Below are 17,746 nucleotides of genomic sequence, written 5' to 3' on the forward strand. Positions count from 1 at the left end.
AAATATCCCGCAAAACGGGGGCGGGCGTCCAGTCAGACCTTGGTCTGCAGGGCATTTTTATGACCATTGACCTCATAGTGCGTTGCGTGGTTTACCGTGGTACACGCGAAGCACATCGGCCATCACCGCCAGGGCTATCTCGGCAGGAGATTTACTGCCCAGATTCAGGCCGATGGGCATGTGCAATCGGGCAATCTGCGCATCGTCAAGCCCGCCGATACGCTTGAGACGTTCGGCACGCTTGGCCGAGGTTGCCTTTGAGCCCATGGCTCCAATGTAAAAGGCTGACGTGTGGACGGCCTCCATCAACGCCAGGTCGTCGATTTTTGGATCGTGGGTCAATGCTACCACCGCCGTTGCCGAGTGGCAGCCGCCTGCTGCTATGAACATTGACGGCAACACCCGTTGCATTTCGACCCCCTCAAGCTGCACATGCAGCATTTCTTCCCGGGGATCGCAGGCAATCACTTCACAGCCGATCGCCCGGCCGAAACTGGCGCAGAACTCGGCCACCGGCGACAGCCCGGCCAGAATCAACCGCAGCGCAGGCCCTACGCGAATACGCACCTGTTCGTCACTGAGCGATACCCTTTCACCCGACTGATGGGTGCCCGGTTCCAGCTGCGTTAACCCCGTGGTCAGGTCGATGTGGCGAACTTGTTGATGCTGCCCGAGCAAGGTGGCCTGCAATTGCCGCAAGTGATCGATCCAGGCCGTCGTGGCGGGGCGATGCTCCACCAGAACGATCAGCATGCCGCCGCAGGGCAGTTGCAGGCGTCGGCTTTGCTCGGCGTTTTCGCCGTAACGGACGATTTGCGCCGCTTCAAGCAGTTCGCCTCGGGCCAGGCTATCGCGGAACTCGTCCTCGACGCAGCCACCGGACAGTGAACCGACGAATTGTCCCTGCGCATTGGCGACCAGCATGGCGCCTGGCGCACGGGGTGCTGATCCGTAGGTGGAAAGCACAGTGCATAGCCATAGCGCCTGGCCAGACTGCGCCCATTGCAGGGCCTGCTCGATGACCTGTATGTCGAGATGTCGCATGTCGGTTCACCTCATGGCAGACGATTGCGTTAATCTTCGGGCCTTGTTTTGAAAGCCAGCCCCTTTATGTCCTGTGAAATCGTTGTGCAGCCTGATCTTCTCGACCTGGGCGAAACCCGGATCGAATACCGCCATCTGCCGGCTACGATCCCGGCACGGCCGACCCTTGTGCTGTTGCATGAAGGCTTGGGTTGTGCGGCTCAGTGGCGGGACTTTCCCGAACAATTGCTCGCCGCTACCGGCTGTGGCGTGCTGGTCTACAGCCGTCAGGGCTATGGTCGATCCAACCCGGTGAACTTGCCGCGACCGCTGGATTACCTCACGCAGGACGGCCCCGCAGAACTGGCCCGGGTGCTTGATGTTCTGTCGCTCGATGATGTGGTGCTGCTGGGCCACAGCGACGGGGCGTCGATTGTTCTGGCCTATGCCGCGCTCAATGATCCCCGGGTACGGGGCAGCATCGCCCTCGCTCCCCATGTGCTGGTCGAAGCCAGGACGCTCGCGGGCATTCGTCAGACCACTGCCCAATGGGAAGCTGGCCGGTTGCGCGAACAACTGATGCGTCATCATGGCGCTAACGTGAACGGCGCCTTCCATGGCTGGAGCGACAGCTGGCTGCACCCTGATTTCAGCCTGGAGCCGCTGGTGGCAAGGCTTGGCGAGATCGCCCGGCCTTTGCTGGTCATTCAGGGTCGTGACGATCAGTACGCCACGCCTGAACAACTGGCGGCGATAGACGCTCATGTGACCGCGCCTTGTCGCTGCGTGCTGCTCAACGATTGCCAGCATTTTCCCCAGCGTGAAGCTACGCAGGAAACGCTGCGGCTGATCGTCGATTTCGTCGCGGCCTTGACGGAGGACCGCGACGCCCAGGCAGCATCGGTCATCAGCTGAAGTTACCTTTGGTTTCCGGCACCACGAGGCTGCCCACCAGATAGATCAGTGACAGCGCCACGGCGAACATCGCCAACATATGGGGTATTTGCGCCGGGCTGCTGCTGACCAGTGAAACGAACGTCGGCATGGTACCCCCAAGCGCGAAGCCGATATTCCAGGACAGGCCGGTGCCGCTGGCCCGCAGCTCTGTGGAAAAGCGTTCATTGAGGAAGATCAGGATCGGCGCAATCATCGCCCCACCCATGAACGCAATGCCGGAGCAGTACAGCGCGGTGCGCAGCAGCGAACCGGGCTCGGCGACATGCAGGAACATCAGTGGCAGGCAGATCAGGTTGATCAGGCTCAACAGCACGAAGGTCTTTTTCCGGCCGATCAGGTCGCTGGCGTAACCGAACATCAACGAGCCTACGATGGTTGCCACCGAGCCGTACATCAACAGCTGCGAGGTTTGGGTATGCGGGACTTTGGCCACCACGTTGAGCAGTGTCGGCAGATAACCGCACGCCAGGTAGTAGGTCGCACCGCCGCCAAAGGTAATCAGCAGATTGACCAGCATGACCTTGCGATACTCCGCGCCGAACAGGCGCTTGAGGGGCGACACGGCAGGCTTCGCGGCATTGTTTTTGCGGCTTTCCTGCAACTGGCGCCAGACCGGGGTTTCCTCAAGAAAGCGAAACATGATCAGGCCGAAGAAGGTGCTGATCAGGCCGCAGAAAAACATGCAGCGCCAGCCCCAGACATCGAACTCGGCGCCGGGGAATACTTCCGAAAGCACCAGGTAGGCAAATGATGCCAGCAACGAACCCATGCCAGCGCCCGCGCCACCGATCAGGCCTGACATCAGGCCGCGATAACGGGGCGAGATGGACTCGGTGCCGATGGTATGGGTCGAGGCAACGATGCCGCCGACGAAGATGCCCTGAATGATCCGCAGGATCAGAAACAGGATGGGCGCGATGATCCCGACCTGCGCCAGAGTCGGCAGCACGCCGAACAGCGCGGTGGAAATCCCAACGCCCACCATTGAAACCATCAGCGCACGTTTGCGCCCGTGTTTGTCGGCATACGCGCCAAAGATCGCTGAACCCAGTGGGCGTACCAGCAGGGCCACTGCGAAGGAGGCGTAGACCGCAGCCAGCGATAGCGTGGGCGTATCAGACGGAAAAAACAGCCGACCAATGATCGGCGCCACGTACAGCAGGATAAACAGGTCGAACAGATCCAGCGCCCAGCCAAAGGTGGAAGCGAAGCCTGCCAGCAAAGCCTTGCGCGCCGGCAGATAGCCTGCGGCAGGCTCCTGGGCCGCAGTCTGGGCCCCTGCACCGGGCACGGCATCAGGTGAATGAGTCGTGGTGCTGGTGTTGATTGTTGCCATGACAGTGACTCCGGTTTTTATAGTTGTTTTTATAGATCAGGGAGAAACAGATCGTCGCAGCAGAACCCTGAGGTTCAGCCGCTCACACCGCCAAGGGGTGGCAAGAGCGGCATCTGCCGGGGTTACTCGCCCTTGAATACTGCCGTGCGCTTGCCATGGAAGGCTTCGACGCCTTCCTTGAAATCCTGAGAGCTGCGCAGGCGGCTGTAGCAGTGGCCTTCCATTTCTATCGCCACCGTCAGGGGCGAGTTTTCGTTGTCGTTGATCAGGCGCTTGGCGGTGCGTTGCGCCAGCGGTGAGAAACGACGCAGTTCGTCAACCAGGGCATCGACGGTGTTTTCCAGTTCGCTGTCCGGTACGTACTCGGTGGCGATGCCCCAGTCGTATGCCTGCTGGCCGCTGATACGTTTGGCGCGCATGACCATGTGTTTGGTGCGGGTGATGCCGATCATTTTCTGCAAGCGGGCAGAACCGCCGGAGCCGGGGATCTGGCCCAGATTCTGCTCCGGCAACGCATACCGGGTGGTTTCCGAGGCGATCCGGAAATCACAGGCCAGGGACAGCTCGAATCCCACGCCAAAGGTGTAGCCACGATTGGCGGCAATCACCGGTTTTTCACAGCGTACTGGCGCGGCAACGTTCCAGGCCAGCTTCGAGACATGCTCCGGGGACGCCTCAAGAAATCCCTTGATATCGCCGCCACTGGAAAAGTGCTCGCCGGTCGAGCGAAGGACAATAACTCGGACTCCCGGATGCTCGTCCAATGCCTCGAATACTTTGCGCAGCATGTCGCGCTGAGGCATGGCAATCACGTTCAGTGGCGGCCGGTTGAGGATGATGTCGGCGCGTTCGCGTGCCGTGTCGACCACGACCTGGAAACCATCGAATTCGGTGTCAAGAAATTGCTGGATCGATTGCAGTTGCATGTGAACGTCCTCTTTGGAATTAGCAGGCGGTTTTCAACGTTTTTTCCTGATGCTCTTCGAGCAACACGCGGCGCAGTACCTTGCCAACCGGCGACTTCGGAATTTGATCGATGAATTGATAAAGACGCGGGCGCTTGAATTTCGCCAGCCCGGAGGCCATGCAATGGGCGTCCAGCTCGGCGTCGCTGACCTCACTGCGCAGCTTGATGAACGCAGCGATAATCTTGCCCCATTGCTCATCCGGCAGACCGACCACCACCACCTCCTCGATAGCGGGGTGCAGTGACAGCAGGCTTTCGATTTCCACAGGGCTGACGTTCTCACCACCGGTGATGATCAGGTCATCGACCCGGCCAGTCACAAACAGGTCGCCGTCGGCATCGAAATAGCCGGTATCACCGGTGAAGTACCAGCCATCATGCAGTGCCTTGGCGGTGGCTTCGGGACGGTTCAGATACCCTTCGAACGCCTCGTCACTGGCCAGGTCGGCAATTATCTGGCCTTCCTCGCCCTGGCGGTTCGCCACGCTCGGGTCGCGGGCATCCAGGGGCACCACGCGGATGCGCTGATTGAGCGCGCAGCGCCCCGACGACCCGGGTTTGTGATGGGCATGCTGGTCGATGGTGAAGGTGTAGATTTCCGAGCAGCCGTAGTGGTTGACGAACAGCTCAGGCTCGAACGCCTGTTCCACGCGCCTCATCAGGCCGTCGCTCATGGGGGCTCCGGCAAAGCCGATCTTCTTGACGCTGGCGACCCGTTCCTTGCGAAAGGCCGGGTGCTCGATGAGCATGTGATACAGCGTCGGCACCAGATACAGATTGCTGACTTGCTGTTGTTCAATAGCTTGCAGGGTGGCCTCGGCATCGAAGCGCGGCACGCAGACGAATTGGCCGTCGATCAAGGCCATGGACAGCAATGAACGCACTCCCATGGTGTGATAAAGCGGCATGACCCCCAAAGTGCATTCGTCATGGCGATACAGATTCTGTGCCACATGAGCCACGGCTGCGGCGCGTTCGGCACGGTGGCGGCGGGGGACGCCTTTGGGTTTGCTGGTGGTGCCAGAGGTGTACAACAGTAGCGAGAAATCTTCCGCCGTGGCGCGCAATATGGTCGAGACCGGCGCTTCGGCGGTCAGCTCCTCAAAGCTCATATCCTGCGCGGCCGCTCGTTGTCCGGTAGCGATGCGCGGCAAGCCTGTGGCGTTAGTGCACGCCGCCACGGCCGCAACCGTCGAGTCGTCGTAGGCGATCGCTTTGATGTTGGCGTCGCTGATGCAATACGCCAGTTCCTCGGACGTGGAGCGCCAGTTCAGCGGGGTGACGACAATGCCTGTGAACTGACAGGCCCAGTGAAGCGTTGCCATTTGCCAGCGATTCTGCATGGCGACCAGCAACCGGTCACCGCGTTTGAGCCCCAGCCGTTCCAGGCCATGCGCAGCGCGCTGGATGTCCTCGAACCATTGCCGGTAGGTTTTTTTCAGAGCTGCATCGCTGATCGCCACCGCATCGGGACGACGCTCGACAGCCGCAAGGAAGCTGCGTCCGAGATCGAACATTATTGTTATACCTCCAGGTTCTTCTGACGTTGTGTAGCCACTTCGAGCACGGCACGGACCATGCCGGTGTAACCGGTACAGCGGCATAAATGGCCGGACAGCATGTCGCGTACCTGGGGCTCGTCGGGGTTGGGGACCCGCTCAAGAAAGTCCACGCAGGACATGAGAATTCCTGCCGTGCAAAACCCGCATTGCAGCGCATGATGACGGCGGAAAGCCTGTTGCAGATCGCTGAGGACGTCGTCTTCGGCCAGGGACTCGACCGTATCGATGCGCCGCTCATGGCTTTGTACAGCGAGCATCAGGCACGAACGCATGGCGACGCCGTCGACCAGCACCGTGCAGGCACCGCAGACTCCATGCTCACAGCCCACATGCACGCCAGTGGCACCCAGGTCGTGGCGCAGAAAGTCGCACAGCTGAGTACGTGATTCGGTGCTGGCCGCGCGGTCGCGGCCGTTGAGTTTGAGATTCACCAGAAATGCTTGGTCGGCATTGGCGCGCATGATCAGGCTCCTTCTATGAGGCGCAGCCCCAGTTCGCGAACCAGTTGCCGACGATAGGCGGCACTGGCGTGTACATCGTCCTGGGCGTCCAGCGACCAGGCCACTTCATTGAGGGCGTCTTTGAGGCTGGCGCCGCGTGTCAGGTGCCGATGTTGCGGCCGATCGCTGACGCCGCCGATGCCGAACTCGACTTGTTCATCGCCGATCGCTGCGGCCAGGGCGACCATGGCAAAGTCGCCGTGGCGCATGGCGATTTCCTGGAAGCGATAGGTGATGCCTTCGCGCATGAGGGGGAAACGAACCTCAACCACCAACTCATCGGGCTGTTTGTCGGTGGTGAGAATCCCCTGGAAGAAATCCGCCGCCTTGACCGTGCGCTGGCGTTTTTTCGATTGCAGGATGACTTCGCCGCCCAGAGTGACCAGGCACAACGGCAATTCGGCGCTGGGGTCGGCGTGCGCCACCGAGCCACAGACTGTGCCGCGATTGCGGGTCTGGAAATGCCCGATCCAAGGCATCGCTTTCGCCAGCAGCGGCACTTCATCCATCAGGCTCGGGCGCTCCAGCAACTGCACCTGACGCACGGCGGCACCCACCGCGAGGCAATCCTGGCGCCGCTCGATGAAATTCAGGTCAGCCACATGGTTGATGTCGATCAACAGTTTCGGCTGCGCCAGGCGCATGTTCAGCACGGCCATCAGTGACTGACCGCCGGCGATGATTCGGGCTTCCTGGCCATACTCGGCCAGCAGGTCGAGTACTTCGCCGCGGCTGCTGGCACGCACATAATCAAAGGCAGCGGCTTTCATTGCGCACCTCCTTTACCGAGGAGGGCGGCGAGGCTGGCTTTCACGCGGGTCCACCAGCCTTCGCTGATGGCCTGGCCGGTGACGCGCTGGGAGAGGCGAGTGAATATCTGGCCGATGATCACTTTTGAGGCACCTTGCAGCATGCGTCCGCCGACCGCTGCGACCTTGCCACTGACCGATACCTGATAGTGGTATTCCAGGCGTGTGTGGCCGTTATCCAGCTCGACGAAACGCACCTTGGCGTGGCCGATGGCCGAGCCCATGGAGCTATTGCCCGAGCCTGACAGACGGAGCGAATGCGGCGGGTCCAGATCACTGAGCGCAACTTTGGCTTCGAAGCGGGCCCGGATCATGCCCACGCCCACTGTTACGTCGGCCCTGTAGCGGTTCTCACCTTCGAGCTCGAGGTCATGGCAGCCAGGAATGATCGCCTTGAGGGTTTGTGGATCCAGCAGGGTGTCGAACACCTGCTGCGGCGTGGCCGGTATCACCACCGAATCGTTGGCGCGCAGGGCCGAACCGCCGGCTGGCTCGGCCGGGAAGCTGTCGTCCTGCTCCATGCCAGCGGGCCGTGGCGGCTCGTCAATGCCGATCAGGGTCCGTACCCGCGATGGTGTCAGCGGCAGACGGATATCGGAACGGCCCAGCGCGTCAGCCACGGCATTGGCGATACACACCGGGGTGCTCATGTTGTTGCCTTCACCCACACCTTTGGCTCCCAGCGGAGTAAAGGGCGAGGGGGTTTCCATGTGCAGAATCATCGGTTCGATCACTTCTGGCGCGGTGGGTACCAAGTAGTCGGCAAAGGTGCCGGAGAGAAAGCTGCCGTCCGCGCCATAGGCGAATTCTTCCATCAATGCTGCGCCCAGCCCCTGGGTAAAGCCGCCACGAATCTGCCCGTCGACCAGGTCTGGGTTGAGCATGCGGCCTGCGTCATGGCTGGTGACGTAGCGGTCGATGTGAACGGCACCGGTGATCGGATCGATTTCCAAGGCGCAGATATCGAATACAAAGCCGTAGCACAAGGAGCTGTTGACCAGGTCGGCATCGTCCGGGGCGGTGAGTTGCTGCGGCGACCAGAAGGCGGTCTCCCGCATGCCACCGGATTCACCTTCAGGCAATAGTCCCGGTGCCCAGTGGGCGGCGCCGGCGATTCGGTGAAAGGGTGCCGACGGCCCATCGATGACAAAAACCTTACCGCCAGCGAAACGCACGTCTCGAGCCTCGACCTTGAGTTGTACGGCGGCCAGATTGGCCAATCGGTCGCGGATCTTGATGGCGGCCTGATACACCACCCCGGCGACCGCACCGGCAAAGCGGCTGGAATAGTTGCCGGAGGCAATCGACCAGGCGTCTTTCTGGGTATCGAGCTCAACGTTGACGATGATCGATTCCAGCGCCACGCCCAGCACCTCAGCCACAACCTGAGCGACAGCGGTCTGGTGACCCTGACCCTGAGGCGTCGACGAGACATGCACGGTGACATCACCCAAAGGGCCGACCGTGACCGTGGCGGTGCTCACCGCGCCGTTTTTCGGCCCGGCCTTGGCACGTTCCTCCACGCTCATGGCCGTGGTGATGTAACCCATGTTGGAGATCGACGGTTCGATCACGGCGGTATAGCCGATCCCATAAATCCGTCCTTCGGCTCGCGCCTTGTCACGGCGCTGGAGCAGATCTGCCAGCCCGCCATCATTGACGGCCAGGGCAATACTCGCCTGATAGTTGCCGGAGTCGAGCAGGGCACCAGCTGCGGCCCGGTAAGGGAAGGCATCGGCGGGGACCAGATTGCGGCGAATCACTTGCAGCGGATCAAGCTTGAGCTGCACTGCGATATGCTGCATCAGCCGTTCGAGGGCGAAATACACCTGCGGCCCGCCAAAGCCACGGTTGAGGCCGGTTGGGGTCTTGTTGGTCAACACCACGCGGTTGCGCACCAGCAGATTGCGGATGGCATAGGCCCCGGTCAGATTGCCGTGCATGCGATAAAACGTGGCGGGCTCCGGGGCGCGCAAGTAGGCGCCGCAGTCGTCGATCTGGTCATAACGCAACGCCGTGACCAGCCCGTCGGCATCCACCGCCGCTTCGATTTCGGTGACGCGATTGGTTGCCGATGACGCGCCTTGCAAATGTTCCAGCCGGTCCTCGACCCACTTCACCGGAGCGCCGACCTTGCGTGCCGCCAGGCCCATCATGACCACGTAAGGGAATACCCCTTGTTTGATCCCGAAACTGCCGCCGGAATCTTTCGGGGTCCGCAGCCGCAGCCGGTTACCGGGAACGTTCAGGGCACGGGCCATCACGGTATGCAGTGCATAGGGGCCTTGAAAGTTGGCCATGACGTCGTACACGCCAGTGGTTCGTTCGAACTGCGCGAGCACCACATAGCATTCGATCGGCGTGCAGGAGTTGCGCGGGTACTGGACCTTGATCGAGACCCGGTGGGGTGCGGACTCAAAGGCCTGCTCGGGTTCGCCGTAACGGAAATGACGCTCGTTGACTACGTTGCTGCCGACCGCTTCATGGAGCACGGGCGCTTGTTCTTCAGTCGCGGCCTCGGGATCGATGATCGGCGGCAATGGCTCGTAGTCGATGCGTACGGCTTCGATGGCGTCTTCGGCCAGATAGCGGTTTTCGGCAATCACCACCGCGACCGGTTCGCCAACGTAACGCACCTTGTCGACTGCGATACACCAGTGCTCCATGGGTTGCCGCACGCCTACAGGAAACGGTAGCGCCCAGCGTTTGACGTCTTCGCCGACCAGCACGCCGTGAACGCCTTTCATTGTCAGGGCTTTGGCGAAATCAATGGACGTAATACGCGCATGGGCATGGGGGGAGCGAACGATGGCGGCATGCAGCGTGCCGGGCGCAATGGCGGCATCGTCGGCGAAACGGCCCAAACCACGCAGCAGCGCGGCGTCTTCGACGCGGGCCTGCCGGGCACCGATATGGCCTGTGCTGGTCTGGCTATCATGCGGATGACTGTTCATGTTTTCGGCTCTTGTTTTTATGCTTCGCGCTATTCACGCGATTGCTCTGGGGCCGAGTGTGAGAGAAGGGCACAGGTTTTTCCTTGCCTTGGCTGATGGAGTTCTGCGCCGGAGTCGGAAAAATTGCCCTGGAGTCTGATTTAAGGACAGCTGACCAACTAATAAGGGCCGCGAACCTCCCATCTGCAGATGTAGTCGGTTTGTGTAGCTTGAAAATGCCAGGGAACAGGTCTCAGTCAGGCGCAATCTTCACGGCGTTGCGCACCGCCTGGGCATTCAGCGCTGAAACGGTCAAAACGGAACGACATTAGATCGATGCAGGGCGGGTTGGCCACTGGACCAGTTGCGACATGAGCAGGCTCGCTGCCAGACCAATCCCGAAACCATGTTCGTCAAAGGCGGATCCCAGGAAAAAACAGGGATTGCATCTGCTGTGGCAATCACCGGTGTGGCGTAGGGCGTGACGTCGTTTACGGCCAATGCATCCATCGGATGACTTCAGAGTCACCCTATTTGTTTGATGAATAAACTCTATGGGCGCTGGCTGGAAAGCTAGAAGCGTGATCCTGAGCAGCGAAGATGGTCTTCCAAAGGACCGCTATCGACCCATAGCGGACGGGGTTGCATGCACAACGTACCGAAAAATTTCCGAACTGTCGGGCGTGCCTCTCGGTTCACTTACACACTATTTTCCGAGCATGCAGGAGCTGCTGCTAGAGGCATTTCAGCTGTTGGCTCAATGCGTATCTACTCGATTTGCAGCAGCAATTCGAAAAGCAAAGACTAAAGACGACGCTTGCCATGCGATAGTGGATGTAATCTTTGAAAGATCCACATTCGGCACTAGAACGATCCAACTGACTTGCGAACTCTATATTTTTGCGGGCCGTAACCCTGTCATGAAGAATGTTATGAGAGACTGGATGCTCGAAATCAGAGTTTCACTCGAACTCTATTTCTCCCCTTTGTCAGCAGTCGCGCTAGACGCTTTGATTGAAGGAATCATCCTTCATCGATCAGTAATCCCCATTGCTCGTGAAGACGCTTATAAAATGATAGTTAGGCTATCCGAGTTGTAACATTTAGTGGTGGTGGACGGAAAAAGAAGGCGTTATCTAGCCCGGATATCTATGCCTATACGGAATAGGGTAGCTGTAGTCACATCGGTCTTCAATGATGAGACGAACATGATGGCCTCCGGGTGCCATGCCTATACATGGGCACCTGCTGAGACCGATGGTATTTCAATCAGAACGGAAACCAAGTCGAATGGCCGCTTTTGGCCGGCAGCTGACTTTCGCGAAGGGCATCTCAGGGTCGAATTATGCCTGCCGTTATAGAGCGCGATCGACTCCAGCTGCCATTCGTGGCAGGCAGCTTTCGACCCAAAGCGGTCACTCAGCCGCTTAAAGATCGGCCAAATCGACGAGGGTGAGGGGCCGCCCTGTGAACTCACTTGCTTATCTGCTTGGTGTTACAGCACGATGCCGGCTCAAGAGCAAGGACCGGCCCGATGACCAAGCCCCTCGAACAAGAAATCTCAATGTGAATTCACCAGACTACACGGCTAAGGGCGAAGACCTCGGCAACCGCATGATGAAAGTCGACCATGCGGGCGAGCATGGCGCGATCTGTATCTACAGCGGACAGCTGTTTATGGCCCGGCTTTTCGTCCCGGGCATGGTGGATGAACTCAAGGAGTTCCTCTCCCACGAGCGCCGCCATCGGACGGTTTTTCAGGAAGAGCTGCAACGTCGCAGTTATCCCCGCTGCCGTAGTTATTGGTTGTGTGGCATCGGCGGTCTGGCGTTGGGTCTGGTTACTGGCATCTGTGGCCGCAAAGCTGTTGTTGCTACTACCGTCGCAGTTGAGAGTGTGGTGCTCAAGCACCTGGCTCATCAACTTCAAGTGCTGGCCGATATCAATCTCCCCGCGGTGGCGGCCATTACTTCGATTGTGGAGGAGGAGCAGCATCATCATGACCACTCCGCAGCGCAGATTGATGTGCGCGATCCCTGGTTCAGGGTACTGACACCGATGGTGACTGCATGGACTGAGGCGGTAATCTGGATGGGTATGCGTTCTTAGGACGCATGTGTAATTATCCCGTTTCACTGCCGCAGTCTTTTAGACAAATAAACGACTGCTTCTGGCCGGAAGCAAACGTTGAAAGGGTGATTGCTAGACTTCCAAGGTTAGATAGACCAGCGAGTACATCTCTCTCAACGAAATAAATAAGGATATCCAAACAGAGAGGGTCTTATGAAACTTATGCAGTCACCCTAGAGGAGTTATCAATGCAAATGCCCAGCATTGAGCCGGGCATCATATGTCACTTCAACGTTATCGTAGTATTAACCCCTTCGCTTACGCTTTTGTCATCAAACCATCTGCTTGTAATGGTTTTGGTCTGCGTATAGAACTGAATGACCTGCTTGCCATAGGGACCAAGGTCACCGAGTTTCGAACCGCGTGAACCTGTGAAGCTGAACGACGGTACGGGTACCGGAATCGGAATGTTGATACCCACTTGGCCGACATCGATCTCGCTCTGGAATTTGCGGGCTGCGGCGCCGCTTTGGGTAAACAACCCCACACCGTTGCCAAACGGATTTGCATTCACCAGGGCGATGGCCTCGTCCAAGCTGTCAACTTCCAGGACGACGAGAACCGGTCCGAAAATCTCCTGGGTGTAAATATCCATGTCGGTAGTGACACCCGAAAACAAAGTGGGTCCGATGAAATTACCTTCTTCGAAACCTGGAACGCTGATCTCACGGCCATCGAGTTCCAGCTTCGCACCTTGGCGGACCCCGCTTTCGATCAAACCGAGGATTCGCTGTTTGGCACGCTTTGAAATCACCGGGCCGACATCGGTAACGGGTTCAGAGCCGGCGTTCACTGTCAGTTTCAGAGCCAATTCTTTGATATCAGGCAACCAGGTGCGCGCTTCGCCGACCAGGACAATTACCGAGGTGGCCATGCAGCGCTGCCCGGCTGCACCGAAACCGGCACCTACCAGTGCGTTCAACGTATGTTCGCGTGCAAGAGCCAGTAAGGGGGGCAAGAGAGCGCATCCTACAGATGTGCGACTGGTATGGGTAAGGGAATTCGGTCCTGTGAGTAAACGACCTCACTATCATCTCATGGTCGTTGTTAATCGCGATGCTTATCGCGGTGTAGGCGACTTGAATTCCAATGACGATAACCTAGCACGCTGCATCCAAGGTGCTTGGGCAAGTGCCTTGAGACTGAATCCTGATGCGTACAGGGGACTGGTCAGCTTCTCTCGGGGAGGGCAGTACGACATCATCAACGACAATGGGTATAAGCAGGTGCTGGGGGCGATGCAATACCTCTCTAAAGAGTATTCTAAAGTGCAGGATGGAGCTCGTAACATTGGTTATAGCCTCGCTCGTAAGGACTTGATGACCCACGGATGTAGCATCCAGTGCCTTCATTAGTTGGTAAGAGTCACTACGCCAGCAATACTTGTCGCGGCGGATCTGGTAATAGAGTATTCAATTAAGGAATAAGCATCTATCATGAAAAACTTTAGCAATCCACTGTTTACAGATAAATAGATGAGGTCTGAATAGTCCCGGATTTTCTAGACACTCTCCAAGCTCAGAAAATAGCGTTTTTCATACTCTACTGGAGACAGCAGCATAGCACTGCTGTGCCAGCGTTTAGGGTTATATAAAATTTCGATGTAATCGAAAATATCACTTCGGGCGTCTTCGCGCGTTGTGTAGATCTTTCGTCGGATTCGCTCCCGCTTCAAAAGCTGGAAAAAGGTAACCGTCCGGGCAACACACCTTCCTGACACCGTCGCTTGAGGCGATGGTGTCCACCCAAATATAGGTGGACACCATTTTTAGCCTTTTTAAGCGGACGCCCATGCCACAAGAACGCCGTTCCTATTCCAAGTCCTTCAAGGCCCAGGTCATTGCTGAGTGCGCCCAACCTGACACTTCAATTGCCAATGTCGCCTTGACCCACAACCTCAATGCAAACCTCGTCCATAAATGGATTCGGGTGCATGCACAGAAAAACCTGACACTTCAAACCGCCTTCATCCCGGTCAAGACATCGCCGCCGGTGCCGATGCATCAGGCCCTTCCTGCAACGATCCGAATCGAAGTGCCGCATTCAAAAGGCGTAGTCGTGGTGAGTTGGCCGGCAGAAAATGCAGCGGCGTGTTCTGCTTTCCTGCGAGACCTGCTGCGATGATCCGCATCGACTCCATCTGGCTTGCCACCGAGCCCATGGACATGCGCGCAGGCACTGAAACTGCGCTGGCGCGGGTCGTGGCGGTGTTCGGTGCGGCGAAGCCGCACTGTGCTTATCTGTTTGCCAACCGTCGTGCCAATCGCATGAAAGTGCTGGTGCATGATGGCTTGGGGATTTGGCTTGCTGCCCGGCGCTTGAATCAAGGACGTTTTTTTTGGCCGGGCGTGCGGCACGGCTCTGAAGTCGAGTTGGATGCAGAGCAACTTCAAGCCTTGGTGCTCGGCTTGCCTTGGCAACGCGTCGGTTCCGGAGCAGCCATCACGGTGCTCTAATTCGCCTGCCATGGCCTGCTTGCCAGCGCAATTGGCCCATCAGTCTATCGCCGCCACTAGCCCTCTCTGGCAAAATCGGCGGCATGACTTCGCATCCGAATCTCGATCAATTAAACCCTGAAGAACTGCGTGCCTTGGCGGCGCAGTTGATCCAGCGCGTCGAGACGATGGACAAGCAAATCACTCATCACAAATCGGTCAACGAGAAGCTGGCCCACGAGATCGCGCTGCTCAAACGCTTCAAGTTTGCCAAGCGCAGCGAGCAGTTGAGCCCGGATCAAGCCAGCCTGCTCGACGACTTGATCGATACGGATATCGCCGCTATCGAAGCCGAGTTTGAGGCGCTGCAACCGGCACCTGTCGAAGCCAAAGTGCGCCAGCAACCCAAGCGCGCACCGCTGCCACCGCAGTTTCCTCGCACACTGATCCATCACGAACCGGACAACAGCCACTGCCAGTGCGGCTGCGCACTCAAGCGCATCGGCGAAGACGCCAGCGAAAAGCTCGACTACACGCCCGGCGTGTTCACAGTCGAACGCCACATCCGTGGAAAGTGGGCCTGCGAACAGTGCGAAACACTGATCCAGGCGCCGGTACCGGCGCACGTCATCGACAAAGGCGTCCCGACCGCAGGCCTGCTGGCCCACATCATGGTGGCCAAGTTTGCCGACCATCTGCCGCTGTATCGCCAAGAGAAAATCTTCGGCCGCGCCGGGCTGCCCATCGCCCGTTCGACCTTGGCGCAGTGGGTGGGCAACTGCGGCGTGCAATTACAGCCGCTGGTTGATGCGCTGCGCGAAGCCGTGCTGACGCACGACGTCGTTCACGCCGACGAGACGCCGGTACAAATGCTGACGCCTGGTGCGAAAAAAACTCATCGCGCTTACGTCTGGGCCTATGCCACCAGTCAGTTCTCCAACCTGGCGGCGGTCGTTTACGACTTCAGCCCGAGCCGCGCTGGCGAACATGCCCGAGCCTTCTTGGGCAGTTGGAACGGCAAGCTGGTCTGCGATGACTTTGCCGGCTACAAGGCAGGCTTTGAACTGGGCGTTACGGAGATCGGCTGCATGGCCCATGCCCGCCGGAAGTTCTTCGACTTGCACGTGACCAACAAGAGCGAGGTCGCCGAAAAAGCGCTGAACTACATCGCGGCCTTGTACGAAGCTGAACGAGAAGTCCGAGAGCTGGAGCCGGGTGATCGGCAGCGAATACGGCAGGAAAAAGCAGCGCCAATCGCCGACGCACTTCATACCTGGATGATCGCCCAAAGACAGCTTGTGCCTGAGGGTTCGGCCATCGCCAAGGCGCTGGATTACAGTCTCAAACGCTGGATAGCGCTGACGCGCTATCTCGATGACGGTGCCGTGCCCATCGATAATAACTGGTGCGAGAATCAAATCCGGCCGTGGGCTCTTGGGCGTTCGAACTGGCTGTTCGCGGGATCGTTACGCAGCGGTAAACGTGCAGCGGCGATCATGAGTTTGATCCAATCGGCGCGACTCAACGGCCATGATCCGTATGCTTATTTGAAGGACGTCCTCACGCGCCTGCCGACGCAGCGGGCAAGTGAGATTGCGGAGCTACTACCGCATAGGTGGCGACCGGTTTAGTTGCGCAAGACGGGATGCCCGGACGCACCTCCAACTGGTGCCATTACCGGTCTACTTAGCCTTTATGCTGGTTATCCATGCATTCCTCCCTACAGCTTCGCCCGGTTCAGCCGATAGTTTTCGTACCAAGAGAAGCGCGGCAATTCGATCCTGTAACAAAGGAGAGTAAGCGGCTTTTGAGGAAGATCTCTTGGAATGCTTTCATTACCTCATAACCATAAATGAGAGATGGGCACTTTTTAACGCCTAAGAAAGCACTCACAGACCTTGAGTGATCGAGAACCCGATGAATTTATTAGCGCCTGCCCTGTTCGTTACCAACCGTGTTCGATTCCCCATGAAATTCGCAATTTTGGGATTTATTGTCCTGATTCCTCTGCTCCTGCTAGGCACCCGGGCGATGCTTTCACTGAACACGAGCATCACGGGCATCAAGCATGAACAGGTGGGTCAACAATACTTGTTGGACGTCACCCCTATCCTGCGTCTAACCATGATTCAGAGGGCGCTGACACACGGCATGCTCAGCGGTGACACCAACGCAGTAGCCAATGCAGCACGCAATGCTGAAAAGCTTAACGATGCCTATGCGACTCTTGCTGCGCAGGACGCAAAATTTAGCACCCAACTGGCAACGACAGACCGAGTTCAGACGTTGCGTACCGCTAGTGTGCAGCTGGTTGAACGCGCCAAAGCAGGCGAAGCACCTTTGGTGATCTTTTCCGCGTGGAACGACCAGTTAACCGACCTAATGAATTTCGTTTACTACATTACGGCCACTTCCGGCATGATTTTGGACGAAGATGCAGGTTCGTTGTACCTCATCGATCTAAGCTCTATACGTCTGCCTCGGCAAATAAATCTGGTCGGACAGATTCGCGGTCTGGCCAGCGGTTTTAGCGCTGACCGTCCTCTGGACGACACCACTCGTATTTTTGCCCAGACTTTGTTGAAACAGGAGCTGCTAATGCGTCAAGAGTTGCAGCAGAGCCTTTCCCTGCTTCGCCGAGAAGAGCCGAAATTATCTGGTGTAGTTCAGCCGTCTGTAACAACAGCCATTACCGACCTGGAAAATCTGCGTAAAGACCTGGTGGACTACCTTGATCCGAGCAAGCGCTCAAACGTGAATGCCAACACCTTGGGCGAGCGTGGAAACGCCGTCGTTGCTCAGTTTTACAAAGCTCAGGATCAGATGCAGGAATCGCTGCGAATTCGAATTGATGAGCGTCTGAATACACTGAGTAATGAGCGTACTTTCGGCACTGAGCTATTTATCGCCATTGCGATACTGCTGCTCTATGCGTTCGTCGGCATCTACAAGGCTCTGCGGATTGGGGTTGATGAGCTCCTAGCTGTGACGGCACGTATTGCTCAAGGCGATCTGAGCGCGCGCGTCCGAATCAACAGCCACGATGAAATCGGTGATGTAGGCGAGGGACTTAACCGCATGGTAACGGCCTTCT

At 58.0% G+C, this 17,746-nt stretch carries 13 protein-coding genes and 3 pseudogenes; 7 read left to right on the forward strand and 9 right to left on the reverse strand.

What is annotated here, in order from left to right:
• Positions 1-72: 72 nt before the first annotated feature.
• Positions 73-1,044 (reverse strand): XdhC family protein, encoded by a 972-nt coding sequence (locus tag QCL65_RS08150; protein WP_134723320.1) that lies wholly within the window; start codon positions 1,042-1,044, stop codon positions 73-75.
• Between the two features lie 66 nt (positions 1,045-1,110).
• Here QCL65_RS08150 and QCL65_RS08155 point away from each other — a divergent pair, with 66 nt between their 5' ends.
• Entirely contained in the window at positions 1,111-1,938 is an 828-nt protein-coding gene (locus QCL65_RS08155; RefSeq protein ID WP_134723319.1) for an alpha/beta fold hydrolase, read from the forward strand.
• On the opposite strand, the gene QCL65_RS08160 is transcribed toward QCL65_RS08155, so the two are convergent.
• From QCL65_RS08160 to QCL65_RS08185, 6 genes are all read right to left on the reverse strand, one after another.
• Positions 1,931-3,316, reverse strand: a complete 1,386-nt coding sequence (locus QCL65_RS08160) for an MFS transporter (protein ID WP_240050141.1) — start codon at positions 3,314-3,316, stop codon at positions 1,931-1,933. The genes QCL65_RS08155 and QCL65_RS08160 overlap by 8 nt on opposite strands.
• Positions 3,317-3,438: 122 nt before the next feature.
• On the reverse strand, positions 3,439-4,242 hold the full coding sequence (locus tag QCL65_RS08165; RefSeq protein ID WP_134723318.1) for an enoyl-CoA hydratase/isomerase family protein: 804 nt from the start codon (positions 4,240-4,242) through the stop codon (positions 3,439-3,441).
• 19 nt (positions 4,243-4,261) lie between these two features.
• Positions 4,262-5,800, reverse strand: a complete 1,539-nt coding sequence (locus QCL65_RS08170; RefSeq protein WP_407315743.1) for an AMP-binding protein — start codon at positions 5,798-5,800, stop codon at positions 4,262-4,264.
• A gap of 5 nt (positions 5,801-5,805) precedes the next feature.
• A complete protein-coding gene (locus QCL65_RS08175) occupies positions 5,806-6,306 on the reverse strand; it encodes a (2Fe-2S)-binding protein (RefSeq protein ID WP_134723316.1) in 501 nt (166 codons plus the stop codon).
• 2 nt (positions 6,307-6,308) lie between these two features.
• Complete coding sequence (locus QCL65_RS08180) at positions 6,309-7,115, reverse strand: xanthine dehydrogenase family protein subunit M (protein WP_134723315.1); 807 nt, start codon at positions 7,113-7,115, stop codon at positions 6,309-6,311.
• Complete coding sequence (locus QCL65_RS08185) at positions 7,112-10,108, reverse strand: molybdopterin cofactor-binding domain-containing protein (protein WP_134723314.1); 2,997 nt, start codon at positions 10,106-10,108, stop codon at positions 7,112-7,114. Before QCL65_RS08185 ends, QCL65_RS08180 begins: the two co-directional genes overlap by 4 nt.
• Positions 10,109-11,554: 1,446 nt before the next feature.
• Here QCL65_RS08185 and QCL65_RS08190 point away from each other — a divergent pair.
• Positions 11,555-12,196: a demethoxyubiquinone hydroxylase family protein gene (locus QCL65_RS08190; RefSeq protein WP_407315744.1), complete on the forward strand. Its 642-nt coding sequence runs from the start codon at positions 11,555-11,557 to the stop codon at positions 12,194-12,196.
• A 244-nt stretch (positions 12,197-12,440) separates the two neighbouring features.
• On the opposite strand, the pseudogene QCL65_RS08195 reads toward QCL65_RS08190, so the two are convergent.
• A pseudogene (locus QCL65_RS08195) lies at positions 12,441-13,151 on the reverse strand (aldehyde dehydrogenase family protein); the annotation flags it as partial.
• Here QCL65_RS08195 and QCL65_RS08200 point away from each other — a divergent pair.
• Positions 13,090-13,572, forward strand: coding sequence for an inovirus-type Gp2 protein (locus QCL65_RS08200; protein ID WP_134723313.1), 483 nt, complete (start codon positions 13,090-13,092; stop codon positions 13,570-13,572). The pseudogene QCL65_RS08195 and the gene QCL65_RS08200 overlap by 62 nt on opposite strands.
• A gap of 146 nt (positions 13,573-13,718) precedes the next feature.
• On the opposite strand, the pseudogene QCL65_RS08205 reads toward QCL65_RS08200, so the two are convergent.
• Positions 13,719-13,907: pseudogene (locus tag QCL65_RS08205) on the reverse strand (IS3 family transposase); the annotation flags it as partial.
• 101 nt (positions 13,908-14,008) lie between these two features.
• On the opposite strand from QCL65_RS08205, the gene tnpA reads away from it, so the two are divergent.
• From tnpA to QCL65_RS08225, 4 genes and pseudogenes are all read left to right on the forward strand, one after another.
• Positions 14,009-14,341, forward strand: a complete 333-nt coding sequence (tnpA, locus tag QCL65_RS08210; protein ID WP_003317539.1) for an IS66-like element accessory protein TnpA — start codon at positions 14,009-14,011, stop codon at positions 14,339-14,341.
• Positions 14,338-14,673 (forward strand): IS66 family insertion sequence element accessory protein TnpB, encoded by a 336-nt coding sequence (tnpB, locus tag QCL65_RS08215; protein ID WP_004409766.1) that lies wholly within the window; start codon positions 14,338-14,340, stop codon positions 14,671-14,673. The genes tnpA and tnpB overlap by 4 nt, the downstream gene beginning before the upstream one ends.
• An 83-nt stretch (positions 14,674-14,756) precedes the next feature.
• Positions 14,757-16,283 (forward strand): IS66-like element ISPsy43 family transposase, encoded by a 1,527-nt coding sequence (locus QCL65_RS08220; protein ID WP_407315745.1) that lies wholly within the window; start codon positions 14,757-14,759, stop codon positions 16,281-16,283.
• A 1,192-nt stretch (positions 16,284-17,475) separates the two neighbouring features.
• Positions 17,476-17,730: pseudogene (locus QCL65_RS08225) on the forward strand (HAMP domain-containing protein); the annotation flags it as partial.
• Positions 17,731-17,746: the final 16 nt, after the last annotated feature.

This window comes from Pseudomonas sp. nanlin1 (genome assembly GCF_045571515.1).
Taxonomy (GTDB): domain Bacteria; phylum Pseudomonadota; class Gammaproteobacteria; order Pseudomonadales; family Pseudomonadaceae; genus Aquipseudomonas.

Excerpts from the sequence above, each read along its gene's own strand:
- QCL65_RS08150 (WP_134723320.1), bottom strand. The coding sequence starts at position 1,044 with ATGCGACATCTCGACATACAGGTCATCGAGCAGGCCCTGCAATGGGCG.
- QCL65_RS08155 (WP_134723319.1), top strand. The coding sequence starts at position 1,111 with ATGTCCTGTGAAATCGTTGTGCAGCCTGATCTTCTCGACCTGGGCGAA.
- QCL65_RS08160 (WP_240050141.1), bottom strand. The coding sequence starts at position 3,316 with ATGGCAACAATCAACACCAGCACCACGACTCATTCACCTGATGCCGTG.
- QCL65_RS08165 (WP_134723318.1), bottom strand. The coding sequence starts at position 4,242 with ATGCAACTGCAATCGATCCAGCAATTTCTTGACACCGAATTCGATGGT.
- QCL65_RS08170 (WP_407315743.1), bottom strand. The coding sequence starts at position 5,800 with ATGTTCGATCTCGGACGCAGCTTCCTTGCGGCTGTCGAGCGTCGTCCC.
- QCL65_RS08175 (WP_134723316.1), bottom strand. The coding sequence starts at position 6,306 with ATGCGCGCCAATGCCGACCAAGCATTTCTGGTGAATCTCAAACTCAAC.
- QCL65_RS08180 (WP_134723315.1), bottom strand. The coding sequence starts at position 7,115 with ATGAAAGCCGCTGCCTTTGATTATGTGCGTGCCAGCAGCCGCGGCGAA.
- QCL65_RS08185 (WP_134723314.1), bottom strand. The coding sequence starts at position 10,108 with ATGAACAGTCATCCGCATGATAGCCAGACCAGCACAGGCCATATCGGT.
- QCL65_RS08200 (WP_134723313.1), top strand. The coding sequence starts at position 13,090 with ATGCAGCGCTGCCCGGCTGCACCGAAACCGGCACCTACCAGTGCGTTC.
- tnpA (WP_003317539.1), top strand. The coding sequence starts at position 14,009 with ATGCCACAAGAACGCCGTTCCTATTCCAAGTCCTTCAAGGCCCAGGTC.
- tnpB (WP_004409766.1), top strand. The coding sequence starts at position 14,338 with ATGATCCGCATCGACTCCATCTGGCTTGCCACCGAGCCCATGGACATG.
- QCL65_RS08220 (WP_407315745.1), top strand. The coding sequence starts at position 14,757 with ATGACTTCGCATCCGAATCTCGATCAATTAAACCCTGAAGAACTGCGT.